Below are 18,885 nucleotides of genomic sequence, written 5' to 3'. Positions count from 1 at the left end.
CAGGCTAGGGAGATGGCGTGTCATGCCTGTGAAGCTTTGGTGATGGTTGTGTGACGGGCAACGCTGTGGGCATTTCCACGCGGGTGGAGCGTGAGGAACGAGCGGCGTACGAAGGATCACTATCGTGCCCATGCTCTGCGTGGGTATGCCGTTCTGGACGCTCTGCGTCCTGTTCCGGGGTAATGGCTGACTGTCATGAAGCCCTGATACGGTATGCGGATTACTCTGTAGAGGCCCTGTCATGCCGCGTAGATTCGTCCGCCTGTGTCTGGTTCTGATCCTGGGCTTCAGTGCCCAGGGCGTCGTTGCTCAAACATGGCCAACAGAACAATGGCCTTCTCAGCCTGCGCCGCGATCTGCGGCCATCGAAGAACTCGAGGCCTACGCCTTCCCACCTCGCGACGACGCCTCGCGCAAGGGCGTACGCACCGATGCGCTGCTGGTGATTCGTGATGGCGACGTTGTGTACGAGCGCTATGCCGGTGTCACCACCGCGCAAACGCCGCACCTGACCTGGTCGATCAGCAAAAGCATCATGGCGACGGTGTTGGGGGTGGCGTTCGCAGAAGGGCGCTTTCAACTGAATGACCCGGTAGCGAAGTTCTACACGCCGTTCAAGGCGCACCCCGATATCGCCATCAAAGACCTGATGCACTGGGCGTCGGGTCTGGATTGGCAGGAAGACTACGAATACGCACCGCTCAACTCTTCCGTAGTCGCCATGCTCTACACCCGCGGGCGTGACGACATGGCGCGCTTTACCGCCGAGCACCGCGCAGCCAAATCCCCCGGCAAGGCTTACCTGTATTCCAGCGGCGACAGCACGGTTCTGGCTGCTGCGTTGAAAAATATCGTCGGTCCACAGGCGTATGCGGATTATCCGTGGACCGCACTATTCGACCCGCTCGGCATTCGCAGTGCCGTCTGGGAAACCGATGGCGTGGGTACATTTGTAGGGTCGTCATATGCCTATATGACTGCCCGCGACCTGGCGCGCATCGGCTTGCTGATGCAGCGCGGCGGGCAATGGCAGGCTCGGCAGTTGCTCAACAAGGAGTGGATGGACTTCGTGCTGACGCCGTTTGCAGGCGAGCAGATAGATGCCAACGTCGAAGTCCCTGGCGGCCAGTGGTGGCTCAACCGCACTGCCGATGGCGGCAGAGGACCGTGGCCGGATGCGCCCCCTGATACTTTTGCCGCAATGGGCCATTGGGGGCAGGCGCTGTACGTGATCCCTGAGCGGAAGCTGGTGATCGTGCGCTATGGCGATGACCGCGATGGTAGTTACGACCACAATCAGATGCTCAAGCGCATACAGGCAGCCTTTGGCAAGGAGGGCGGTCAATGAGCAGTCGCCGAATGTTCATCCTGCGTCGACCTTTCAGCAGCTTGCTGTTGCTGATCCTTGCTGCGCTCGCGGTACTTGCCTGGCAGTACCGCGTGAACCTGCAGGCATTCCCCACCATCATCAGTGCCTACACCGCCAAGGAATACTGCTCGTGCAGGTACGTCATGAACAACCCCGAGGCGTATTGCCTGGGCTATGTCAAACAGTACGTGCCCAGCACGCTGATCGACGACAGCGGCCAGAAAAAGGTCATTGCCAACGGCCTTGGACGAACCAGCAGTGCGTCGTGGCAGGGTGAGCGACAAGGCTGCCGACTGTTGCCGTCCGAGCCTTGATGGATTGCTGCCGAACGTCGTGGTTTGCCAGAGGTCAGACAGGCGGATAAGGTGGCCCTCAATTGCACGTCTGGAGTCTGCATGCTCACTATGAATCGCCTGCTGCTGGTCATGCTGGCCGCAGTGGCGTTACCTGCCCATGCGAACTGGTATCTGGATAACGAGTCGTCGCGGCTCTCGTTCACGTCGACCAAAAATGCCGATATTGCCGAGGTGCATCGCTTCCTCGTGCTGCACGGCAAGGTCGACCCCAAAGGGCTGGCTGAGGTGGAAGTCGAAACAGAGTCCGTCAGCACCGGCATTCCCCTGCGCGACGAGCGCCTGCGGGAGCAGGTGTTTCAGGTACGCAAGTTTCCCGCTGCGCAGATCAATGCCCAGCTCGACATGCGCCCGATCAATAACCTTGCTCCCGGCGCGCAACTGGAATTGCGTTTACCGCTGACCGTCAGCCTGCGCGGCAAGAGTCACAGCTACAACGCCGAACTGCTGGCGACGCGCCTCGACGAGCGCCGCTTTCAGGTTGTGACGCTCGAACCGCTGGTGATTCATGCTCAGGACTTCGATATGGTTTCGGACTTCAACGCCTTGCGCAGCGCGGCAGGCTTGTCGGCGGTCAGTCTGTCAGTCCCGGTCGGGGCTGTCCTGATCTTCACGGCGCGCTGATATGAACGGTGCGATTTTTCCGTGGCGTGAAAACAACCGCTTTCAATTGCTGATCGACGGTCCTGCGTTCTTTCCGCGCATGATTGCAGCCATTGACCGGGCCGAGCAGCAGGTTGATCTGGAGCTGTACCTGGTCGAAGCCGGGGCCTGTGCCGACGCCATCGTGCGCGCGCTGGTCGAGGCGGGCAGGCGTGGTGTGATCGTGCGCTGCCTGTTCGACGACTTCGGTTCAAAAGCCTTCGACGCCGGGCTGCGCAAGCAACTGACCGACGCCGGTGTGATTCTGCGTTTCTACAACCCTATTCACTGGCGGCGTGGCGTGCGCAACTTCTACCGCGACCATCGCAAACTGCTGGTGGTCGACAAGACGCTGGCGGTGGTCGGCGGTACGGGTGTAACCGATGAATTCTGGGAGCCAGACAAGGATGTCAGCCAATGGCACGAAGTGATGGTAGAAATCACCGGGCCGCTGGTTCTTGACTGGCAAGCGTTGTTCAACCGGCAGTTTCACGCCAATGCCCGACGGTTCGCCTGGCGCCCGAAAGAAAACTTCGGTCTGGACCATCTGCCCACCGCGCCGGTAGCCGGTGAGGGCCTTGGCCGTGTGGCGTACGCCGACTCTCGCCAGCACCGCGACATTCTGCAATCGCTGGTGCGCACACTGAACACCGGGCAAAAGCGCATCTGGCTGGCAACCCCCTACTTTCTGCCCACCTGGAAAGTCCGCCGCGCCTTGCGCAGGGCAGCGTCGCGCGGCGTCGATGTACGTTTGCTGCTGACCGGGCCGCGCACCGATCACCCATCCGTACGCTACGCCGGTCACCGTTACTACCCGCGTCTGCTGCGGGCCGGGGTCAAGGTCTTCGAATACCAGCCGTGTTTTCTGCACTTGAAAATGGTCCTGATCGACGACTGGGTGAGCATCGGCTCGTGCAACTTCGATCACTGGAACCTGCGCTTCAACCTGGAAGCCAACCTCGAAGCCCTCGACCCCGGGCTGACCTGCGATGTGGTCGCCAGCTTCGAAAAAGACTTCGCCCTGAGCGCCGAAACCACACTGGCAGACTGGAAGGCCAGACCTCTGTGGCGACGCGTCAAACAGCGCTTGTGGGGCTGGATCGACCGGCTGGTGGTGAACCTGCTGGATCAGCGTAACTGAGTGTTAAGTGGGGCCAGCGATGGCCCCGCGTTGTCATCACGCTACACGATGCATTCCAGCGAGCGGTCCACCATGGCTTTGGCCATCTCGGCCATGTGCAGCACCGAAAACGCCAGATCACGGCTGGTGCCCTGAGTGCTGTCACCGGATTCATAGGCTGTCGTAATGATGCAGCGCAGCAAGTCTGAAGCGTAATTGAGCGCTTCTTCCTGGCTGACGGATGTGTTGACGGTGAACAGGGCGGTGGGCGGGTCTGGGACGATTTTATTGGGCATGTTTGCAACTCCTGATCATTGGAAGGAGCCACCCTTTTCGCTACCAAACGATCAGGGTGGCGGCCGTACGCAGGTTGGTAGACCGGTGACCAGGCAAGCCGGTGCGTCCGAAAACGCCAAGCGCACGGCCACCATAAACGCAGGCCGTAAAAATGCGCCTTGTAGAAGGTGGCGCATTGCGCACAGGTCACTCAGGTCTACCAAACCTGATCGCTGATTGGGCAGCGACCGATGAAGGCTAGAGACCTGAATAGCCAAGCGCAAGAGGCTGGGATTTTCTCGGAAATTTCCTTCAATTGGAAGGGAGGTCTCCTGCTGATAATTCCTACAAGAATTATCGAAATGGGCTTGCTGAGGATGTTCTCGTTGCCCTCTCGAAAACGTGGGTACACTCTTCTCTACAGCATAAAGACGTGTTCAGCGCTAAGGGCAGGAAATGGATAACACAGGGAGTGATGGGCAGCAGCCTGAAAGCCTAAATCTGAAATTCAACTATAAATTCTTCTTTTGGCTGCTGTTCTCGATAGTGGTTTTGAAACTCACACTGTTCGACTATCTGGACAGCCCTTCGGGCGCGGACGAAGTAGTGATGAAGCGCGAGCTGCCACAGGGGGACTGGCTTTACATCGCCCGCTACGGCGCACCCGCAACAGATCTGGACACCTTACGTTTTTACATCAGTAAACGTCTGGATGGCAGCGACTCGCAAGTGCTGAAGCAGTTGAACGACTCTAATCTTTTTCTGCTGACTGACAGCGCTCTGAGTGATGTGAAGATTTTCGACACGCCAAATGGTGTTGGTGTAGAAGTGACTGGCGCTGTTTATCAATATTTCAGTAAGCAGTATATTACCGAGGGGGAGACGTTAAAAAGCTATCGGATTACATTGAGTCAGCATGATGTTTCTCCGCCCCAAAGATAATGTGCGGGTAGAGTGCTTGCAATGGAAAAAAAGCCTGTGCAGCGTTTGCTGGACAGGCTTTTTGCATGAAGGGAGTAGTTAAGGCTTTTTGATATTCTGCATGTAGGTATGATTTGGTTCTGTAACGACTTTCTTCGTCAACGCGTCCAGTTCCTTGCTGTGATACATGTCCAGGCATTTCAATAGGTCGAATTTTATACCCTTTATCTGGGATTCGGCCAAAGGGTTTGTGTAGTCTCTGGCGAGGTATTTTTCAACCAATGCCTTGACCGCAAGGGGGCTTTTTTCCATGTCATAGTAGGTCCAGTCACGCATCGCGCTGACACTACTGCCCGCGTCAATGCCGACGTTTACATCATATTTATAAGCGGTGGTTATGCAGGTGGCGAGGGCCATGTCCTTGTAGTTTTTTTCAAAGGTTCTGTACATTCCTTCGGGCGATGAGGTGGGGGTGTAGGCAAAACAATTGGATGTTGCTAGCACGGCGAATATTTTCATGGCTGCAAGACATAGCCTCATGGCACTTTGCTCCTTGTATTGCTTGGCGTTATTTATAGTCTTGTATGTCGGAGTGCGTAGGATTGATTACAACGTTTTTTGTCAGTACATCTAGCTCTTTGCTATGGTAAAGGTCAAGGCACTTAAGAAAGTCGAATCTCACGCCTATTATCTCGGACTCGACCAGTGGGTTTGTATAGTCTCTGACGAGATATTTGTCCACGAGTTCTCTAAGCTTTTCAGGGCTTTTTTCCCAGTCGTAATTAGCCCAGTCGCGAAGCGCGGTTATGCTGCTGCCAGCGTCGATTCCGACGTTTTCATTATATCTATAAGCGCTTGCAATGCAGGTCGCAAGAACAAGGTCTTTGTAGTTTTGTGCATGGGTTCGATACATTCCCTCTGGTGATAGTGACATGGCAGATGCAAAGATATTAGGTGTCGCGAGCGTAAAAGAAATTAGGATGGCTGCACGAAACGACTGCATTACGTGAGGCTCCAGAAATTTGCTTGGTCTGTCCGATAGTTGACGCCAGGCTCGTTGAAATAGCAATGGTCGTAGCAGATACTGCCGTCAAACAAAGTCGCATGTCGTCGAGCGTCCGACCAGCCTGATATTTCAAATACTATGATGCCTTTTTTGCTGGCCAATGGTCCGCTATCAGAAGGCGGGTATTTGACAATTTCTGGTTTTCCCCAGTTTCTCATCAGGAAATTTTTAAGATCAGTAATGCGGAAAAAATATTGATTTTGATCTTCTCCGGATACTGTCTGGTCTAGTGTTTTTGGGATTTTTACTCCTGTGTAATTTAGAATATAGCTCATTCTTACGGCGCAGGTATTTTTCCATGTTGCCAACGCATCAGGATTATTTATATTCTGCGCCACAAACCCCCCAATCACCTCTGCCACTCGTTTTTCCGGTGCCACCGGATCATAAATATGTTGCGAAGCCGCCCAAGCGGCAGTAAAAAATGGCCGTGCCATAGTTTTTCCTTGATCGTTCTGTAAGGGTCAATGCATGAGTGTTCAAAAAATCAGGAATAGACCTTGTTGTTGATACGGTTCCAGCCCCCCGAGACATTCCCTCCACCGGCACCATCCGATCTTTTTTGCTGTGTGTAGGTGGTTTTTATTTTTCCGTAATTCAAACTGACCGTTTCACTGGGAATGCCATCATTGGCATGCTGGGTGTAGTTGGAAATGATGACTTCTTCCAGCAACACTTCAAAGTACTTGACCTTGTCTCCGCCTGCACGATGCAGTGACAAGACGACTTCTTTCAGGTGTCTGCCCGCGCACAAGGTTTCAATGAGCTTGCAGCTAGATTTGTCCAGTGATTTGGTGAACGTGAAATCACTCAAGGAAGTCCTTCCAGACGATGCTCCACCGGAAGAACTCGCCGTGGCCGAGGTGCTTTGGTGCATGCCGAAACCATACCCGGTGATCTCGATACAGTCCTTGTAGCGGTCATCCAGCGCTTCGCCTGGAATGCCTTCGATTTTGATGTACGCATCAAATGCCATGTTTCAAATCTCCACGTTCGATCGGTCTTACGTTGCATACAGGTATCCATATGTTTCAGCAGCGTAATCTTTATTTTTATCGAACGTGGTGGTCAGCAACCTTTGGTGTTGACTGAAATATCTCTACTTTTTGTCAGAATGGTCGTACAGACTCTTTCGGCCTCTGTGCATTATCAGGGGGGCTTGTAAGTGAGGAAGGCATTGCTTTGAGTTGCGGTTGCAAATACCGAGTTTTATTAATATCGGGGGGGTGGCGCGAGTCTACAATTTAAAATGATTGATGGGTTTCACTCCGAGCGTAAAATGGCTGATCGGATCCAGTACGGGGTCTATTTGGCGCTGCACCCACATTGCCTCCATTTGAAACTCGGTCAGTGAAATACTTGTCCCTTTACCGATCGGCGTTTCATTGAGGTAGAGGTCTAACAGGTGAGGAGTGCTGGATTCCAGCCCAGAGGTGATGCTGAGGGTTTTTGTGTTCATAACGTATTGGTTCTCTACAAGGGAAGGTAACACTCCAAAGAAACCCAATGATTTTGACACGGTCTCATATTGATATCGAATAACATCGCTCGCATAGTAGTCATTCGATTTGCTGACCTTAAAATTGGATTGAATCATCCATTTCTCGGGTGTGTAAGTGTTCGTGAATTCATCAACGTTATTCCAGTGTCTGGATGTTATTTCGTAGGGTTTTTTGACAGGGTCATGATCATGGTTGAATAGTGTTGTAACGATGCCGTGGCTCATCCATGAGTGCTCATTCAACAAGTCTATACGCTGCTGCAGGTTGGCATTGTAGTACCAGGCAGGTGCGTATGCGTACCCTGCTCCCAGGAACCTGGGAGGGTCATTCCACAGCGCTCCGGCTCTGGCGTCCGCAGTCATCTGATCGTTAGAGGCTTCGGATAAGTAGGTGTCTTTAAAGTATGAAGGAAGGGCGGGTTCGTTTGGTGCGTATGCTGCGGCGATTCGCTCGCCTACTCTCCCATCCTTGTCTATTAACATGACGGGGTTGTTCGATACGAAATTATAGGCGTTCAACCCATCCACATCCCCCGCCGGATCCGGACTTATCCACCGCTGCAACCACGGCGCGTAATACCTGAACCCGTAATAATAAAGCCCGCTGGCATCGCGCTCCTTGCCTGAATAACGCACGGTTTTGTACTTCGCCTCCACTGCACTGCGCGCGGCCCACCAGGCCGTGCCGCCGAACGGATAATAACTTTCCTGGCTGATCAAACCGCCTTGCTGATCAAGCTCCAGCGTGCTCGAGCCCAGATGATCACCCAGACTGTAACGCACCTGATCGTTCGCAATAGCGCCTGGCTTTCCAGCCTCCCAGTGCAACACCCGCACGCTGTTGCGACCCGCCTGAGCGGTAACGACGTGAAGGGTTTCTCCGTCGGCCGTAGTACGAATTTCCAACCCCGGCAGGTAGCGCACCTCATTAGTCAGTGTGCGGCCTGAGGCCTGTGCGGTACTTATCTTGCGGCAACGCTGGCCCTGGCCGTCGTAGACATAGCGCTCGTCATCATTCGGTCCGTCTTCACGTTGCACAGTGGTGATGTGCTGCAACTGATTACGCGCATCCCAACCCATAACCTGCCCGCGAACCAGTTGCAGCAGATTGCCGTTGGCATCAAAACTCGTGGCGAAATCCACATCCCCGTCATCGTCGGGCAGGCTGCGATTGCTGTCCGGTGCAACGTGCATGTTGCGGGTGAAGTTGTGCGCGCCTTCGTGGCGCATTTGCAGCAGATTGCCCGCTGCGTCGTAGCTGTAATTCTGTCTGTAGTTGCTGACCTGGCAAGGATCGAGCGTCGGCAGAGGTTGCAAACCGGGCAGCGCCGGACCATGGCTGGCACCGTTTCGGACTTCACGGCCGCTGGCTTCGATCAGTTGATACAGCGTGTCGTAAGCAAAGCGACTGATCGGTTCGATAAGCTGGTTGTCGCAATACCTGTCCGGTTGAGACGCATCGTTGACGAGCAGGATATTGCCCACCGGGTCATAGCTGTAATTGAGTTGCTGCAGCAGCGTGCCGTCAGCAGAGATCGCGCTCAGCCCGGTCAGCCGGCCGTCCTGTTGATCATAGGAATAAAGGCTGACTACGCCATTGCCCGCTGTTTCCTGCTCGACCTGATTGAAGGCGTTGTAATGAATTTCATTGACCAGTGTCCGCGGCTGTGAGGCACCGGCCAATGTCAGTCCAGCCGCTTTCAACTGCCCGGCGACAGTCATGCCAAATGCCTGGGTATTGCCCATGGCATCGGTCTGCGCAAGCGCGTCGCCCAGCGCATTGAACCGCCAGCAAGTTTGCAGCACGACAGGCTCAAGCAAGGCATCGCGCTCGGCTTCGGCCAGCGGCCAGTCCGGGCTTTCAGGGGGTTTCAGGAACTGTCGTTCTTCACAAAGCGCTACGCCGAGCAGCCCGTAATCCGCCAGCAAGCGCGAACCCGCCGTATCGTCATGACGAACCAGTTGATTGCATTGGTTGTGTGCCGCTGCATCTGCCTGGCCATAGGTGAACCGCTCCGCACACCGATTCTGTTCGATGATCCTTGTCGGGCGCAGGTGCAGGTCGTACTCGAGCTGCTTCTCGGTGCCGCGACCATCCCAGTCGCGCAAGACCTGGCCCGCTTCGCCGAATAACACCCGTTGCCAGCCGGCATCGACACTCTCAGTGGCCAACGCGTTGCCGCCAAGGCTGTAGACAGTGCTCCGGTTGGCGCTGGCCAGACGTGGATCAGTGGCGGCGATCATTCTGCCTGCCGGGTCGAAACGCTGTCGGGTAACCCGCATTGCGGCCGCTTCCATGGTTTCGGTTCGATGTAAAAAGACCTGGCGCACAACCAGGCCACGACCCTCGCAAACGATCAACTCCGGCGTATGGGCATGTACCGCGCTACTGACCATGCTCGGCTGCCTTCCTCGCTGCCAGCACTTCCTCGGCCGTGTCGTTTTCGTCCTCACTGATGGTGTACCAGACCCGATAGGTCTGCCGGCGCATCCAGCCTTTGGCGGTAATGGTGATGGTCGGACGCCCCAGCGGGTCGTAGAACTGTTTGTCGACGATGTTTTGTGAGCGTATCGAGGCGTCGTTCACATACAGATGACTGTTGGCGAAATACGGCCGGTAAACGCGCGCCGCCAGGCCTTTATTGTTGTATTCCACCCGTTCACTGACCCGCCAGCGTGGCGATGCGTGGACAATTTTCGGTTGACCGCCGACCAGTTCGAGATTGCCCCATTCATCGACGGAATAGGCGTCGCCGTCCTCCACCTTTTGACGGGTTTGCAGCGTGCGGCCGAAGCCGTCTATCGACGCCATGCTGATGCGGATCTGCCTGTCCGGATCTTCGGGATAGCGGTCTGCAACCAGGACAGCGGTTGCCAGCGGGATGTGGACCCGCCCCAAAGCCGTATTGCCATCGTAATAGGCCGCGCTGGCCTGCCTGCCCAGCGCATAGTCGAGTTGCAGTACGACATCGCTGGCAGAAGCCCAGTAATGTCCGGCGCGATTGAGTGGCGGAAAACCGGCTGCCTCACCCAGTTCCGTGCCGTAAAAGCTGGTTGCCCATACCCTGCCGAAGGCGTCGTAATCCGCTTCCTGACTGTTCTGATTGGGGTCGATGATTCGTCTTGGCTGCAGCACACGATAATCGTATTCAGCCGTGGTGACGCAGCCTGCCGGGTCGGTAATGCGAGTCGTGAACAGATCGTAGGCGTCGTACTCGACGAGACTCCAGCCATGACTGCGTGTGGGCCTGAATGTGATGGGGTGAAAGAAATGCTCCGGACCGGCATAAGTGGCGAAGCCGCGTTTTACCGACCACAGGTTCAGGCTGTCTGCCGGCAGAAAGCCGGGCATCTGCTGATAGCCGATCTCGACGAGTTTTTCGGCCAGAGTGACGCTGTCCATGACCCGCTCATAGGCGCTCAGTGCATGATCATCCAGTTCAGCCGTTTCAACGGCGTCAGCCAGCGCCTGAAAGGTCGCCTCGCCATCGCCACAACCGATGTAGCGTTGCACCGACAGACTGGTGAGCGTGCGTGGCAAGGTGGCGAATGGCCCGTCCGGATCGGCAAACTGTTCGTAGCTGATCTGCGCAGGCGTCAAGGCGCTTGCCGGAATGAGCATGGCATCGCTGCGTGTGCGGTAAGGCAGCCCCAGACGCCAGCTCTGCGGGCTGTCCAGATGAATGGCTTCGGCGCGCATTTCATTCGTGTAGAACTGTTGTTGAGCTTCGTCGTGCGACGCTTCCCACCATTGTTGCTGGTAAGGGTCCGCAAAGGGCGGCGCGTCGCCCGGTTTCTTGCGCCGCGCATAGTTGACGCTGGCTGAGTGGAGCACCGAGCCGTAGCGGTCCCACGCCAGGTTCAGGCTGTGTTCGCACATCGGATCCTCCAGTTCCTCGGCCTCGTAACGATAGGTGATGACTTCCAGGCTCAGCGGCAGCATCGATGCGTAGGGTCGATGTGCGCTCAATGCTTGCAGTTGGCGAACCAGATAGCGGCAGGACTGGGTCGAATACAGCACTGTGGGACGTTGACTGGCGTCGAGTCCAAAGACTTCGCCGCGCAGTACCGAGCCGCTCAGCGCTCGTGCCATTTCCTGCAAGGTCGCATCATCCGCGTCCGTTATCGGCAGATCTGTCTGGGTTGCGGCGTCGAGTCGGGACAGCACATGCTCGCCGGGCAAGCGTGCCAGGAGGTCGCTGCGGTCATAGTCAGTGCAAGGTCTGGCGGGGTAGCGTCCGGTGTGGAACCAGGTCTTGTTCAATACCGGAGCGGTAAAGTCTTCCTGATTCTGCGACGACGTTTCGGTGTCGGTCTGCAGGAGCAGGCCGAAGCCGCGAAACTCCCGTTCGCGAGGGTCATAGAAACCCTGGCGATAGCGGAACAACTGAGTCAGCGTATTGCCAGTGACCTTATCCTGCAGGGTTTGCCTGACGACCACATGAACCGGGAACGGCAATTCCGAGACAGCAACGCTGCCTGCGCCCCGCAGCTCGTTCTTTTCGTCCAGCCATTCCTGCGCCGAACTGCGATAGCTGACTTCTCCGGCAGCACCGAGATTGTTGTCCGAGGCCTTCAGCAAATACGGTTTGTGCACCGAGCCTGTCCGGTCGGCTGCGTAGTAAAGGCTCCAGTGCCGGGGCGCCATGTGTGGCACGGTCAGCACCAGGCTGGAAAAGCCGAGGCCCAGCAGATCGACCGCACTGAACTGGCAGAATCGGTCATAACGCACGCCCTCTGGCCAGGGCTGATCGAAGGCCGCGGCCAGACCGTTGCCGCCCTGATTCATGAAGACCTGGAAGCCATCGGCTTGCAGATAAAGCACGTCACTGGCACCTGAGCCATCCAGGTCCGCCAGCCGCACCCGGCTCGAATCGAAAGCTTCATAGGTGTAGGGCAGCGTGGCAAACAACTGACCCTTGCCGAACCGGCCTCGGCCCAGGTTCGGCCAGACGCGGATTTCGTTGTGCCGTATCCGGACCAGGTGTTGTTGCCCGGTACCCAGCAGGTCGCTGAACGCCACCAGTTCAGTGGAACTGTCGCTGAGCAATGGCAGGCGATCCTCGTCGTGAGGAATGTCCACCGCTGCGGCGAATCCATCGGCTCGACGGTTGGCGTACAGACGAACGCTACGTGGGCCGATCAAGGCCAGATCCGACAGCCCGTCGCCGACCAGATCCGCCATTTGGCCTTGCGGGTGGAAAAACTCTGCAGGAAAAGCCGAGAACGTGGCGTAGTTCGACCAGCTTCGATCAGGGTTGAGGGTAAAGAATCCGGCCATTCCCGGTTGGGCGACAACCCAGTCCAGCCGCCCGTCGCCGGTCAGATCTGTCAGGGTCTGACGTACCGGTGCGGCTGAATCAGCCGTGGGAATGCGGGGTAACGGTTGACAGGTTCCGTAGGCAACGGCATCTGCTGTGCCAGCGGTATCACGGATCGGTTCGCGATAAAGCCAGGCCTTGTCGTCGCGATACAGAATGCCGGGCAAGCCGTCGCCATACAGATCGACCAACTGGTATTGCTGGCCGTCATTCAGGCCGGCCATGGGCTCCAGCGGCGTGTAAGTGCCCGACTCAAGACTGAAATCGGTGTATTGAAATTGCACAGGAGGTTGCTGATCGACGCGCCGCAAGTCAGTGCCATCCCATGCTTCTGAATGCGCCGCGCTCAGCATGTTGTAGCCGAGGGTTGTCTGATAATGCTCCAGCAGCAGTCGCCGGGTCAGCAGCGGAGATGCTCCGAGTTCATTCGGGAAGTGATGGAACATCAGAACCTGCCGGCACAGGCGCAGATTACCCAGCTCAAAACCGTAGGCGAAACTTGAATGCGGATCACTGCGCACCGGCCAGGTAAATTGCTCGTCATATGCGGGCGGCGGATCACTGCGGGTGTCGCGCTGGCCATAGTCGAATAACAGGTCGAAGTGCCACAGCAAATCGTCCAGCGAATCTTCCTCCCACAGGTAAAGCAAAGGGTGCGCCTTGGCATTGCCGTAGCGAACCCGGCTCAGGTAACGTTGGGCGCGGAAGTTTCTCGGGTGATCCTCCGGAAGGCCCTGATGGTCTTCGGGCTTGTATTCGTAGAGGATGTGTTCGCCGACGGCATTCATGCTTTCATCCAGCAACCATTCGGCAACCCGGTTCATGTCTGCCGGGTCGGCAATACGCGACGAGATCTTCCTGCCATAGAGGTTCAGGCTGCCGTCGGCGCCGTGAATCAGCCAGAAGCCGGGATCTGTGTTGTTTACGCGCCAATGCTCGATGCGCGCAAAGGCCCCTTCGACTCTGCTGAAGTAACGCACTACCTGATAAGTCGCATCCAGATCATCACCGTTGTAGCGGCTGACCTGACTCGAAACCAGCGCGCCGCTGTCGTCGCGTTCTGGCAGGCAGACATCGCCTCCGGGGCCGAAAACAAGATCATCGTCGTTGTAGCTCGGTACGCCCTTGCTGGCACGACGCGCCACTTTGCTGGTGTTCAGATTCCAGCCAAGCCCGAACACACCGTTGCCGGAGGTGCTTTGATAACTCAGCGACAGGGCGGGCGCGTAACCGCGGCCCTGGCTGATCGGCAGGGCGATCTCCAGTGATGCCGCGCCGCTGGTGCCAACCGATCCCCAGCCCTTGCCGATGCTTTGAATCGCGCCACCGCCTTTGGGTAATGACGGGGTGGCAACAGCCGGCTGGAGAGATTGCGGCGATTGATTCTGCGATTGCGATTGAGCTTCCATGACGCCTGCTCCCTGTCGGTTAACGACTTTTCGCCGTGTAGCGCATGTGCACGATGATGTCGGTGATCGAGTCGATCATGTCGCGCTGCGATGCCGGGTTGGAAAAGCTCAGGGTCCAGCGAGAGATCGCACCGGTGCCCTCAAACGGCAGATAACGCTCATCGTCGAAGTTGAAAACGAACAGCCCGTCATCGTCCACGCCGGTAGACAAGGCGATCTGCTGGCTGGCGCGCATGTTTTCCTTGAGCGGCGCGTCAGGCTGTGCGTCCATCTGCACTGCGCTGTACGACTGGGTCAGGGTGGCGCGGATGTCCTGATAAGGCCCGACCGTGACGGGCAACGACACACTGATGCGTCTGATACGACGCAGATAGTGGCCCGGGTAATCGTCGTCAAGCATGGCTCGGGTGATTTCGAACTCGGCAATCCCGTCTTGCGCCAGGCGCTCGACCACTGCATCCCAGCCGTGATTGATCCCGGCAGCATCTCCCTCGGTTATTGGCAACTGGCGCACCGAAACCGTCTTGACGATCTCCATTTTGCGTTCGTTGCGGGCCATGTAGGCTGCATCCATGCGCAGCAAATTCAGTTTCAGGGCCTCGCCAGCAGCCAGGCCGCGCCACGCGTCTTTCCAGGCTGCGGGCTGGATGAAGGAGGCCGAGTAGTCGGCAATTTCATACTGCCAGCAGGCTTGCGTCGCCAGGCACAGTGAGAATGTTGCGTCATAGGCCTGGTAGTAGAAGGTCGAGAACTGCCCATTGAGCCATTGATAGAGCTGGCTGTTGGTGAAGCGCTTGTTGAGAAATGCGTAGACGATCTCGGCCTGTTTTTTGGCTTCCTGAGCCTGACGAAGTTGCAAGGCGGTAACGCGGGTCTGGGCGTCGTGGACAGCCAGTTGCAAGGTGATCTGTTCAGATTCGAGCATCGCCTGATCACGCGCGTGTTCCCATTCCTGCAGGCGGCGACGGTACATTTCTGTGAGCTCCAGTGCATCGCCGACGGCCGCAGATCGCGCGGCGAACGCATGAGCGCCAGTTGCAACCATTTCCGGTACGCCTTCCAGCCTGAAGCCGCCTACTGCCCCTCCGGCTGCGGCACCAACGGCCATACCGCCGGTTGCTCCGGCGTGAACACCGGCGTGATTAGGGGCTACTTTCATGGCTGAAGCCACGATGCTGGCCGCACTGGCCGCGCTTTCGGCAATCCGTGAAACAAGTTTGGCGGCACCCGCTGCGATTTCCACTGCACTGACATTTTCAGCCGCCAGCTGGCCGTAAAAACCGGCTCGGGCATCAATCACGGCCTTGCTGGCCTCCAATGCCTTGCGTGCCTGAACTTCGACTTTTTGCGCCTCAAGTTGCAGGTCAATGGCGTACTGGGCGAACTCCCAAACCTGCTGCTGTTGCAGCTCCATCAACTGCCCTTGCTCCTTGCGCTCGATGATCGACAGCAGGGTGAAGCCGAACTGGATCAGGGTTTCCACCGCCGCGCTGGCTCTGGCGAACATGACCGGGTAGCGATAGTGCGGTGTGTCCTGAGCCAGCAGGCTGCCAGCACCACCATCGGTCGCGCCATTGGCGTAGGCCGCGAGCAATGCTCTTGGGTCCAGCGGTGCAGCGAACAGCGGCAGGGAGAGTGGCTTGCCGTCCAGCGTCATGTTGTGGCGCAGGTTGTACAGGCGCGACTCAAGCATGTCCCAATATTTGACCAGCTCCGAATTCATCGGGAGGATGAAGTGATCACTATCTTCCTCGTTCATTGTCGGGTCGTTGCCGAAGGTGCTCAGGCGCAGGGACGGTTGGCTGAAACTGACAGTGGCTTTGCCGTCGTTGAAGGCGGCGCTGGTACGTACCTGTTGCTCCTGCTCGACAAGCTGCTGCTCGAAAGCCCGCAGCCCCGGACTGCTGGACGTTGCCAGATCGCCCAACGCCACAGGCGTCCATTGGCTGATCAGTTTCACATCCGGGCGCGGCCCGAGCAGATCGAGAATACGCACATACCAGAGCTTGGCTTCGCCCAGACTGTCGGGCGTCAGTTGCCGATAGGCCATGTCGCCCCGGTCGATCAGGTTCTTGATGTAATGGAAATACACCGCTTTCTGATAGCGCACCGGGTCACTTGCCGCGATACCGTCCGGGTCGATCGGGGCGCGCAGAAAGTAATCCGGATCAGGTACTTCAACCAGAGGTCGAACGTTCCAGTAAGCCGGTGCGTCGCTGGTTTTTTTACGGCCCGGGTCGAAGATTAAGCCGAGCCAGCGTTCGGCATCGGTGAAGCGTTGTTCCAGGTTGAGGCGATGGGAGATCATGAAAGGCAGATGCAGAAACAGCTCCCAGAAGTAAAGGCCGTTGGCGCCTTTGAAGTCCATCAGGTCAGCGATGGCGTCATCACCGATGGGCGGTTCCTGTAGCTGCTGGGTGTCCCAGGACAACAAGGCTTCGAGCGCAATGTTGGCCTTGTTGATCAGCTCGCGGGCGAACAGCGTGTTCATGCGAATGGGGTCGCGGGTGTCGGTGGTCGAGTTGTCGCTGAACCGAATGCTGGAGGCGGAGAAATCGATGTATTCGGCGATGCCCAGAATGGCGCTTATGCGTTTGCTGATTTTGGGCGCGATAGGGTCGCTCCCGTCAGCGGTTGCCCACTCCAGTTCTATTTCTGTGGATTTGAGGGCGTTGCCGACCCAGACCGGAGGATTAACCGAGTTAACGCCGATGCCATGAGTGATATAAAACTTTTTCGAGCCGCTGATGAATTGGGCTTCTGGAAGATCTGGCAGCAAGGTGGACTTGTCGAACGTGATGGTTGTTTCGTAACGGCTCGGTGCCGTAATACTGCTGGTCGGAGGTCGTGCGGTCAGGTGCTTTTGCGAGTTGTTGTGGGGGACGTTCATATCCAATGGGTAACTGAACCATTGAGCGAAAGAAAGCGCCTCAGTGTAGTGAGGCCCTACGTGTACAGAGGGATACAGGTTATATGAAGTTTCGCCTTGTATAAGTGCTATGAGTACCGAGGATACGACCTCCGGGTCGGTTGCTGCCAACGACATTAGCTCGAAAGCGCCCACCTTCAGTTTGCCGTCTCTAAGGTCCCAACTGGTAGTATATCGTTCTATGCGGTAATAACTATTGTGTTGGTTGCGAAGGAACGCGGTGCTTGAGGGAAGGGCGTCTACGGCGCTATACAGGTTCAGCGACAGATCGCCCCAATAGCCTCCGGTTGATTCGATTTTTAAGTTTGATCCGTTCTGTAATATAAAGCTGTTCTGGTCGAGGTCGAGATCGTAGGGTGTCGTTATGAACTCAAACGTCCACTGGCTGGCGGGCTCAGTCAATACGAGTGTGGTTTTAGTCGTACCCTTAATGAGGATGTCCTTGGTTATTGCAGTGCTTAATTTTATTTTGGCGTTTTCAAGGTCCAGGCGGGGTGCATAGGTACCGGTCATTTGGGCTATTGCTTCCTGATGGTCTTGGTAGTCCCACCAGGTATCGCCAGTGTTTGGAGATGTTGTCAGGGATGGTTTTAGCCTGATATACAAGCTCCACGTAAACTGAAAATTCCCCTTGTTCTTTAAAGCAAATGCCCAACAGGTCTTGCGCACGCGGGGCTGCTCCGGACCCAGGTCTGCCTTGTCGGAAACGGCGTCTACGTAGTTCGCAACTGGAAAAGCTGGCGTTTTGTTGAAATTCTTGTCGATAAAGGCCGTGTGCAGAAAAGCATAGGTCGATGTTGAGCCATCGGTGTCACCAGGCGCCAGCGTTTCACCCGCATACATCGCGATAAACAGCGATTCCGGGGATGCCGATACATCGAAGATCGCAATACTGTTCAGGTCGTTTTCAAGGTTGACTGCCTTGCCTGCCCGGGTGACGACATTGGGTGTTGTCACGTCCATGTAGATGTGTGGCGCACTCCAGGAGTCGTCGTATTTTTTATAGGAAATATTGAATACCAGACGCACATTGGGTGTGACCACCGTCAAGGGCGCGATGTCAGCCGGTGGGGTGATGGGGATACTGCCATCGGCAGCTGGCTTGACTGTACCTTCGGGCAGCGTGACCGCTACCTGTTCTGTCACGTGAACCAGGTCCACCCACGCCACAAACAACCGATTGTTGAAATACACCGGGCGAATGGTTCTTTCCAGCGTATTGGCATTGATGCCGATCTCAGCGCGCTTCCAGTCGGACCAGGCACCGGGTGTCGGATTATCGAACTTCGGCCCTTCAGTGCCTTCCTGGTAGGCACGCTCATTCATGTCCACCGTGCGCCAGTAATAAATATTCTCGGCGCGCGACGTGCCGATAAAGTAGTACTTGCCTTGCGCAAATCGATCACTGTCGATATAGCCATTGATAATGGTCAGGTTGGCGACTTCTTCAAAACTGGCCAGGTAAGCTTTTACCGCTTCCTGCGCCGTGTCGACATTGATCCTGTTCTGATTGATATCGTTTTCCAGTTGCGTGAAGTAGCCGGACTTCTTCAAGCGCAATGCCGGAGAAATATAGATTTCCGGATACAGTGCCAATTGCATATTGGCCGCCCAGATCGGGTATTGACTGCTGCGTTCACGCCACTCGACAAAGCGCGCTTCGGTCGGCAGCAGTGTTTCATAGCCGGGCTCCATGCCCAGTAACGTGCCATTGATGAGCTGTTGCAGGCTGCTTATTGCCGATGCGACATAGCTGGTCTGGACTTCATTGCCGACCTGATTGTCGAGCAGAAAAAACTCGTACAGGTCGTTGGCCGTTTTCAAGCGCTGGTCCAGGCCCAGGCGCTTCAGCATAGGGTCGTTGGGTACGACCTCACCCAGATAGTACGCCACCAGCGCATCGCGAAAGGATTCGTTGAGCCGGCTTTCAAGGGTATCGGACATGATCAGGCCTCCATGGCATTGAACAGGTTAATGC

Annotated in this window: 13 protein-coding genes; 5 read left to right on the top strand and 8 right to left on the bottom strand. The window is 56.4% G+C overall.

All coding sequences use genetic code 11. The features are described from left to right. Positions 1 to 241 precede the first annotated feature (241 nt). The 4 genes from RGM3321_RS13825 (at position 242) to RGM3321_RS13810 (ending at position 3,505) form a co-directional block, all read left to right on the top strand. Positions 242 to 1,348 carry a serine hydrolase gene (locus RGM3321_RS13825; protein WP_244393517.1) on the top strand — a complete coding sequence of 369 codons (1,107 nt, stop codon included), beginning with the start codon at positions 242 to 244 and terminating at the stop codon, positions 1,346 to 1,348. Continuing rightward, positions 1,345 to 1,683, top strand: coding sequence for an amidase (locus RGM3321_RS13820; protein ID WP_244393516.1), 339 nt, complete (start codon positions 1,345 to 1,347; stop codon positions 1,681 to 1,683). Before RGM3321_RS13825 ends, RGM3321_RS13820 begins: the two co-directional genes overlap by 4 nt. 81 nt (positions 1,684 to 1,764) lie before the next feature. Beyond that, positions 1,765 to 2,346 (top strand): YceI family protein, encoded by a 582-nt coding sequence (locus RGM3321_RS13815; RefSeq protein ID WP_244393514.1) that lies wholly within the window; start codon positions 1,765 to 1,767, stop codon positions 2,344 to 2,346. A gap of 1 nt (position 2,347) precedes the next feature. Continuing rightward, positions 2,348 to 3,505, top strand: coding sequence for a phosphatidylserine/phosphatidylglycerophosphate/cardiolipin synthase family protein (locus RGM3321_RS13810; protein ID WP_244393512.1), 1,158 nt, complete (start codon positions 2,348 to 2,350; stop codon positions 3,503 to 3,505). A gap of 41 nt (positions 3,506 to 3,546) precedes the next feature. Here RGM3321_RS13810 and RGM3321_RS13805 read toward each other — a convergent pair whose 3' ends face one another. Then, positions 3,547 to 3,780 (bottom strand): DUF3077 domain-containing protein, encoded by a 234-nt coding sequence (locus RGM3321_RS13805; protein WP_244393510.1) that lies wholly within the window; start codon positions 3,778 to 3,780, stop codon positions 3,547 to 3,549. A 436-nt stretch (positions 3,781 to 4,216) separates the two neighbouring features. On the opposite strand from RGM3321_RS13805, the gene RGM3321_RS13800 reads away from it, so the two are divergent. Then, entirely contained in the window at positions 4,217 to 4,702 is a 486-nt protein-coding gene (locus RGM3321_RS13800; protein ID WP_244393509.1) for a hypothetical protein, read from the top strand. 78 nt (positions 4,703 to 4,780) lie between these two features. Here the strand turns inward: RGM3321_RS13800 and RGM3321_RS13795 are convergent, their stop codons facing one another. The 7 genes from RGM3321_RS13795 to RGM3321_RS13765 all read right to left on the bottom strand — a co-directional run bounded on the left by RGM3321_RS13795 (position 4,781) and on the right by RGM3321_RS13765 (position 18,851). After that, a complete protein-coding gene (locus tag RGM3321_RS13795; protein ID WP_244393507.1) occupies positions 4,781 to 5,221 on the bottom strand; it encodes a type VI secretion system amidase immunity protein Tai4 in 441 nt (146 codons plus the stop codon). Positions 5,222 to 5,249: 28 nt separating this feature from the next. Further along, positions 5,250 to 5,684, bottom strand: coding sequence for a type VI secretion system amidase immunity protein Tai4 (locus tag RGM3321_RS13790; RefSeq protein ID WP_244393506.1), 435 nt, complete (start codon positions 5,682 to 5,684; stop codon positions 5,250 to 5,252). Beyond that, positions 5,684 to 6,184 carry a type VI secretion system amidase effector protein Tae4 gene (locus tag RGM3321_RS13785; protein ID WP_244393504.1) on the bottom strand — a complete coding sequence of 167 codons (501 nt, stop codon included), beginning with the start codon at positions 6,182 to 6,184 and terminating at the stop codon, positions 5,684 to 5,686. The genes RGM3321_RS13790 and RGM3321_RS13785 overlap by 1 nt, the downstream gene beginning before the upstream one ends. A 50-nt stretch (positions 6,185 to 6,234) precedes the next feature. Continuing rightward, positions 6,235 to 6,723 carry a type VI secretion system tube protein Hcp gene (locus RGM3321_RS13780; RefSeq protein ID WP_244393503.1) on the bottom strand — a complete coding sequence of 163 codons (489 nt, stop codon included), beginning with the start codon at positions 6,721 to 6,723 and terminating at the stop codon, positions 6,235 to 6,237. A gap of 261 nt (positions 6,724 to 6,984) precedes the next feature. Continuing rightward, entirely contained in the window at positions 6,985 to 9,645 is a 2,661-nt protein-coding gene (locus RGM3321_RS13775; RefSeq protein WP_244393501.1) for an RHS repeat-associated core domain-containing protein, read from the bottom strand. Continuing rightward, positions 9,635 to 13,978, bottom strand: a complete 4,344-nt coding sequence (locus RGM3321_RS13770; protein ID WP_244393500.1) for a SpvB/TcaC N-terminal domain-containing protein — start codon at positions 13,976 to 13,978, stop codon at positions 9,635 to 9,637. The genes RGM3321_RS13775 and RGM3321_RS13770 overlap by 11 nt, the downstream gene beginning before the upstream one ends. Positions 13,979 to 13,997: 19 nt before the next feature. After that, positions 13,998 to 18,851 (bottom strand): neuraminidase-like domain-containing protein, encoded by a 4,854-nt coding sequence (locus RGM3321_RS13765; RefSeq protein WP_244393498.1) that lies wholly within the window; start codon positions 18,849 to 18,851, stop codon positions 13,998 to 14,000. Between the last annotated feature and the right edge of the window lie 34 nt (positions 18,852 to 18,885).

The sequence above is a fragment of the Pseudomonas sp. RGM 3321 genome, assembly GCF_022836805.1.
GTDB lineage: Bacteria > Pseudomonadota > Gammaproteobacteria > Pseudomonadales > Pseudomonadaceae > Aquipseudomonas.
This window is presented reverse-complemented; position numbering and strand designations above follow the sequence as displayed.

Excerpts from the sequence above, each read along its gene's own strand:
- RGM3321_RS13825 (WP_244393517.1), top strand. The coding sequence starts at position 242 with ATGCCGCGTAGATTCGTCCGCCTGTGTCTGGTTCTGATCCTGGGCTTC.
- RGM3321_RS13820 (WP_244393516.1), top strand. The coding sequence starts at position 1,345 with ATGAGCAGTCGCCGAATGTTCATCCTGCGTCGACCTTTCAGCAGCTTG.
- RGM3321_RS13815 (WP_244393514.1), top strand. The coding sequence starts at position 1,765 with ATGCTCACTATGAATCGCCTGCTGCTGGTCATGCTGGCCGCAGTGGCG.
- RGM3321_RS13810 (WP_244393512.1), top strand. The coding sequence starts at position 2,348 with ATGAACGGTGCGATTTTTCCGTGGCGTGAAAACAACCGCTTTCAATTG.
- RGM3321_RS13805 (WP_244393510.1), bottom strand. The coding sequence starts at position 3,780 with ATGCCCAATAAAATCGTCCCAGACCCGCCCACCGCCCTGTTCACCGTC.
- RGM3321_RS13800 (WP_244393509.1), top strand. The coding sequence starts at position 4,217 with ATGGATAACACAGGGAGTGATGGGCAGCAGCCTGAAAGCCTAAATCTG.
- RGM3321_RS13795 (WP_244393507.1), bottom strand. The coding sequence starts at position 5,221 with ATGAGGCTATGTCTTGCAGCCATGAAAATATTCGCCGTGCTAGCAACA.
- RGM3321_RS13790 (WP_244393506.1), bottom strand. The coding sequence starts at position 5,684 with ATGCAGTCGTTTCGTGCAGCCATCCTAATTTCTTTTACGCTCGCGACA.
- RGM3321_RS13785 (WP_244393504.1), bottom strand. The coding sequence starts at position 6,184 with ATGGCACGGCCATTTTTTACTGCCGCTTGGGCGGCTTCGCAACATATT.
- RGM3321_RS13780 (WP_244393503.1), bottom strand. The coding sequence starts at position 6,723 with ATGGCATTTGATGCGTACATCAAAATCGAAGGCATTCCAGGCGAAGCG.
- RGM3321_RS13775 (WP_244393501.1), bottom strand. The coding sequence starts at position 9,645 with ATGGTCAGTAGCGCGGTACATGCCCATACGCCGGAGTTGATCGTTTGC.
- RGM3321_RS13770 (WP_244393500.1), bottom strand. The coding sequence starts at position 13,978 with ATGGAAGCTCAATCGCAATCGCAGAATCAATCGCCGCAATCTCTCCAG.
- RGM3321_RS13765 (WP_244393498.1), bottom strand. The coding sequence starts at position 18,851 with ATGTCCGATACCCTTGAAAGCCGGCTCAACGAATCCTTTCGCGATGCG.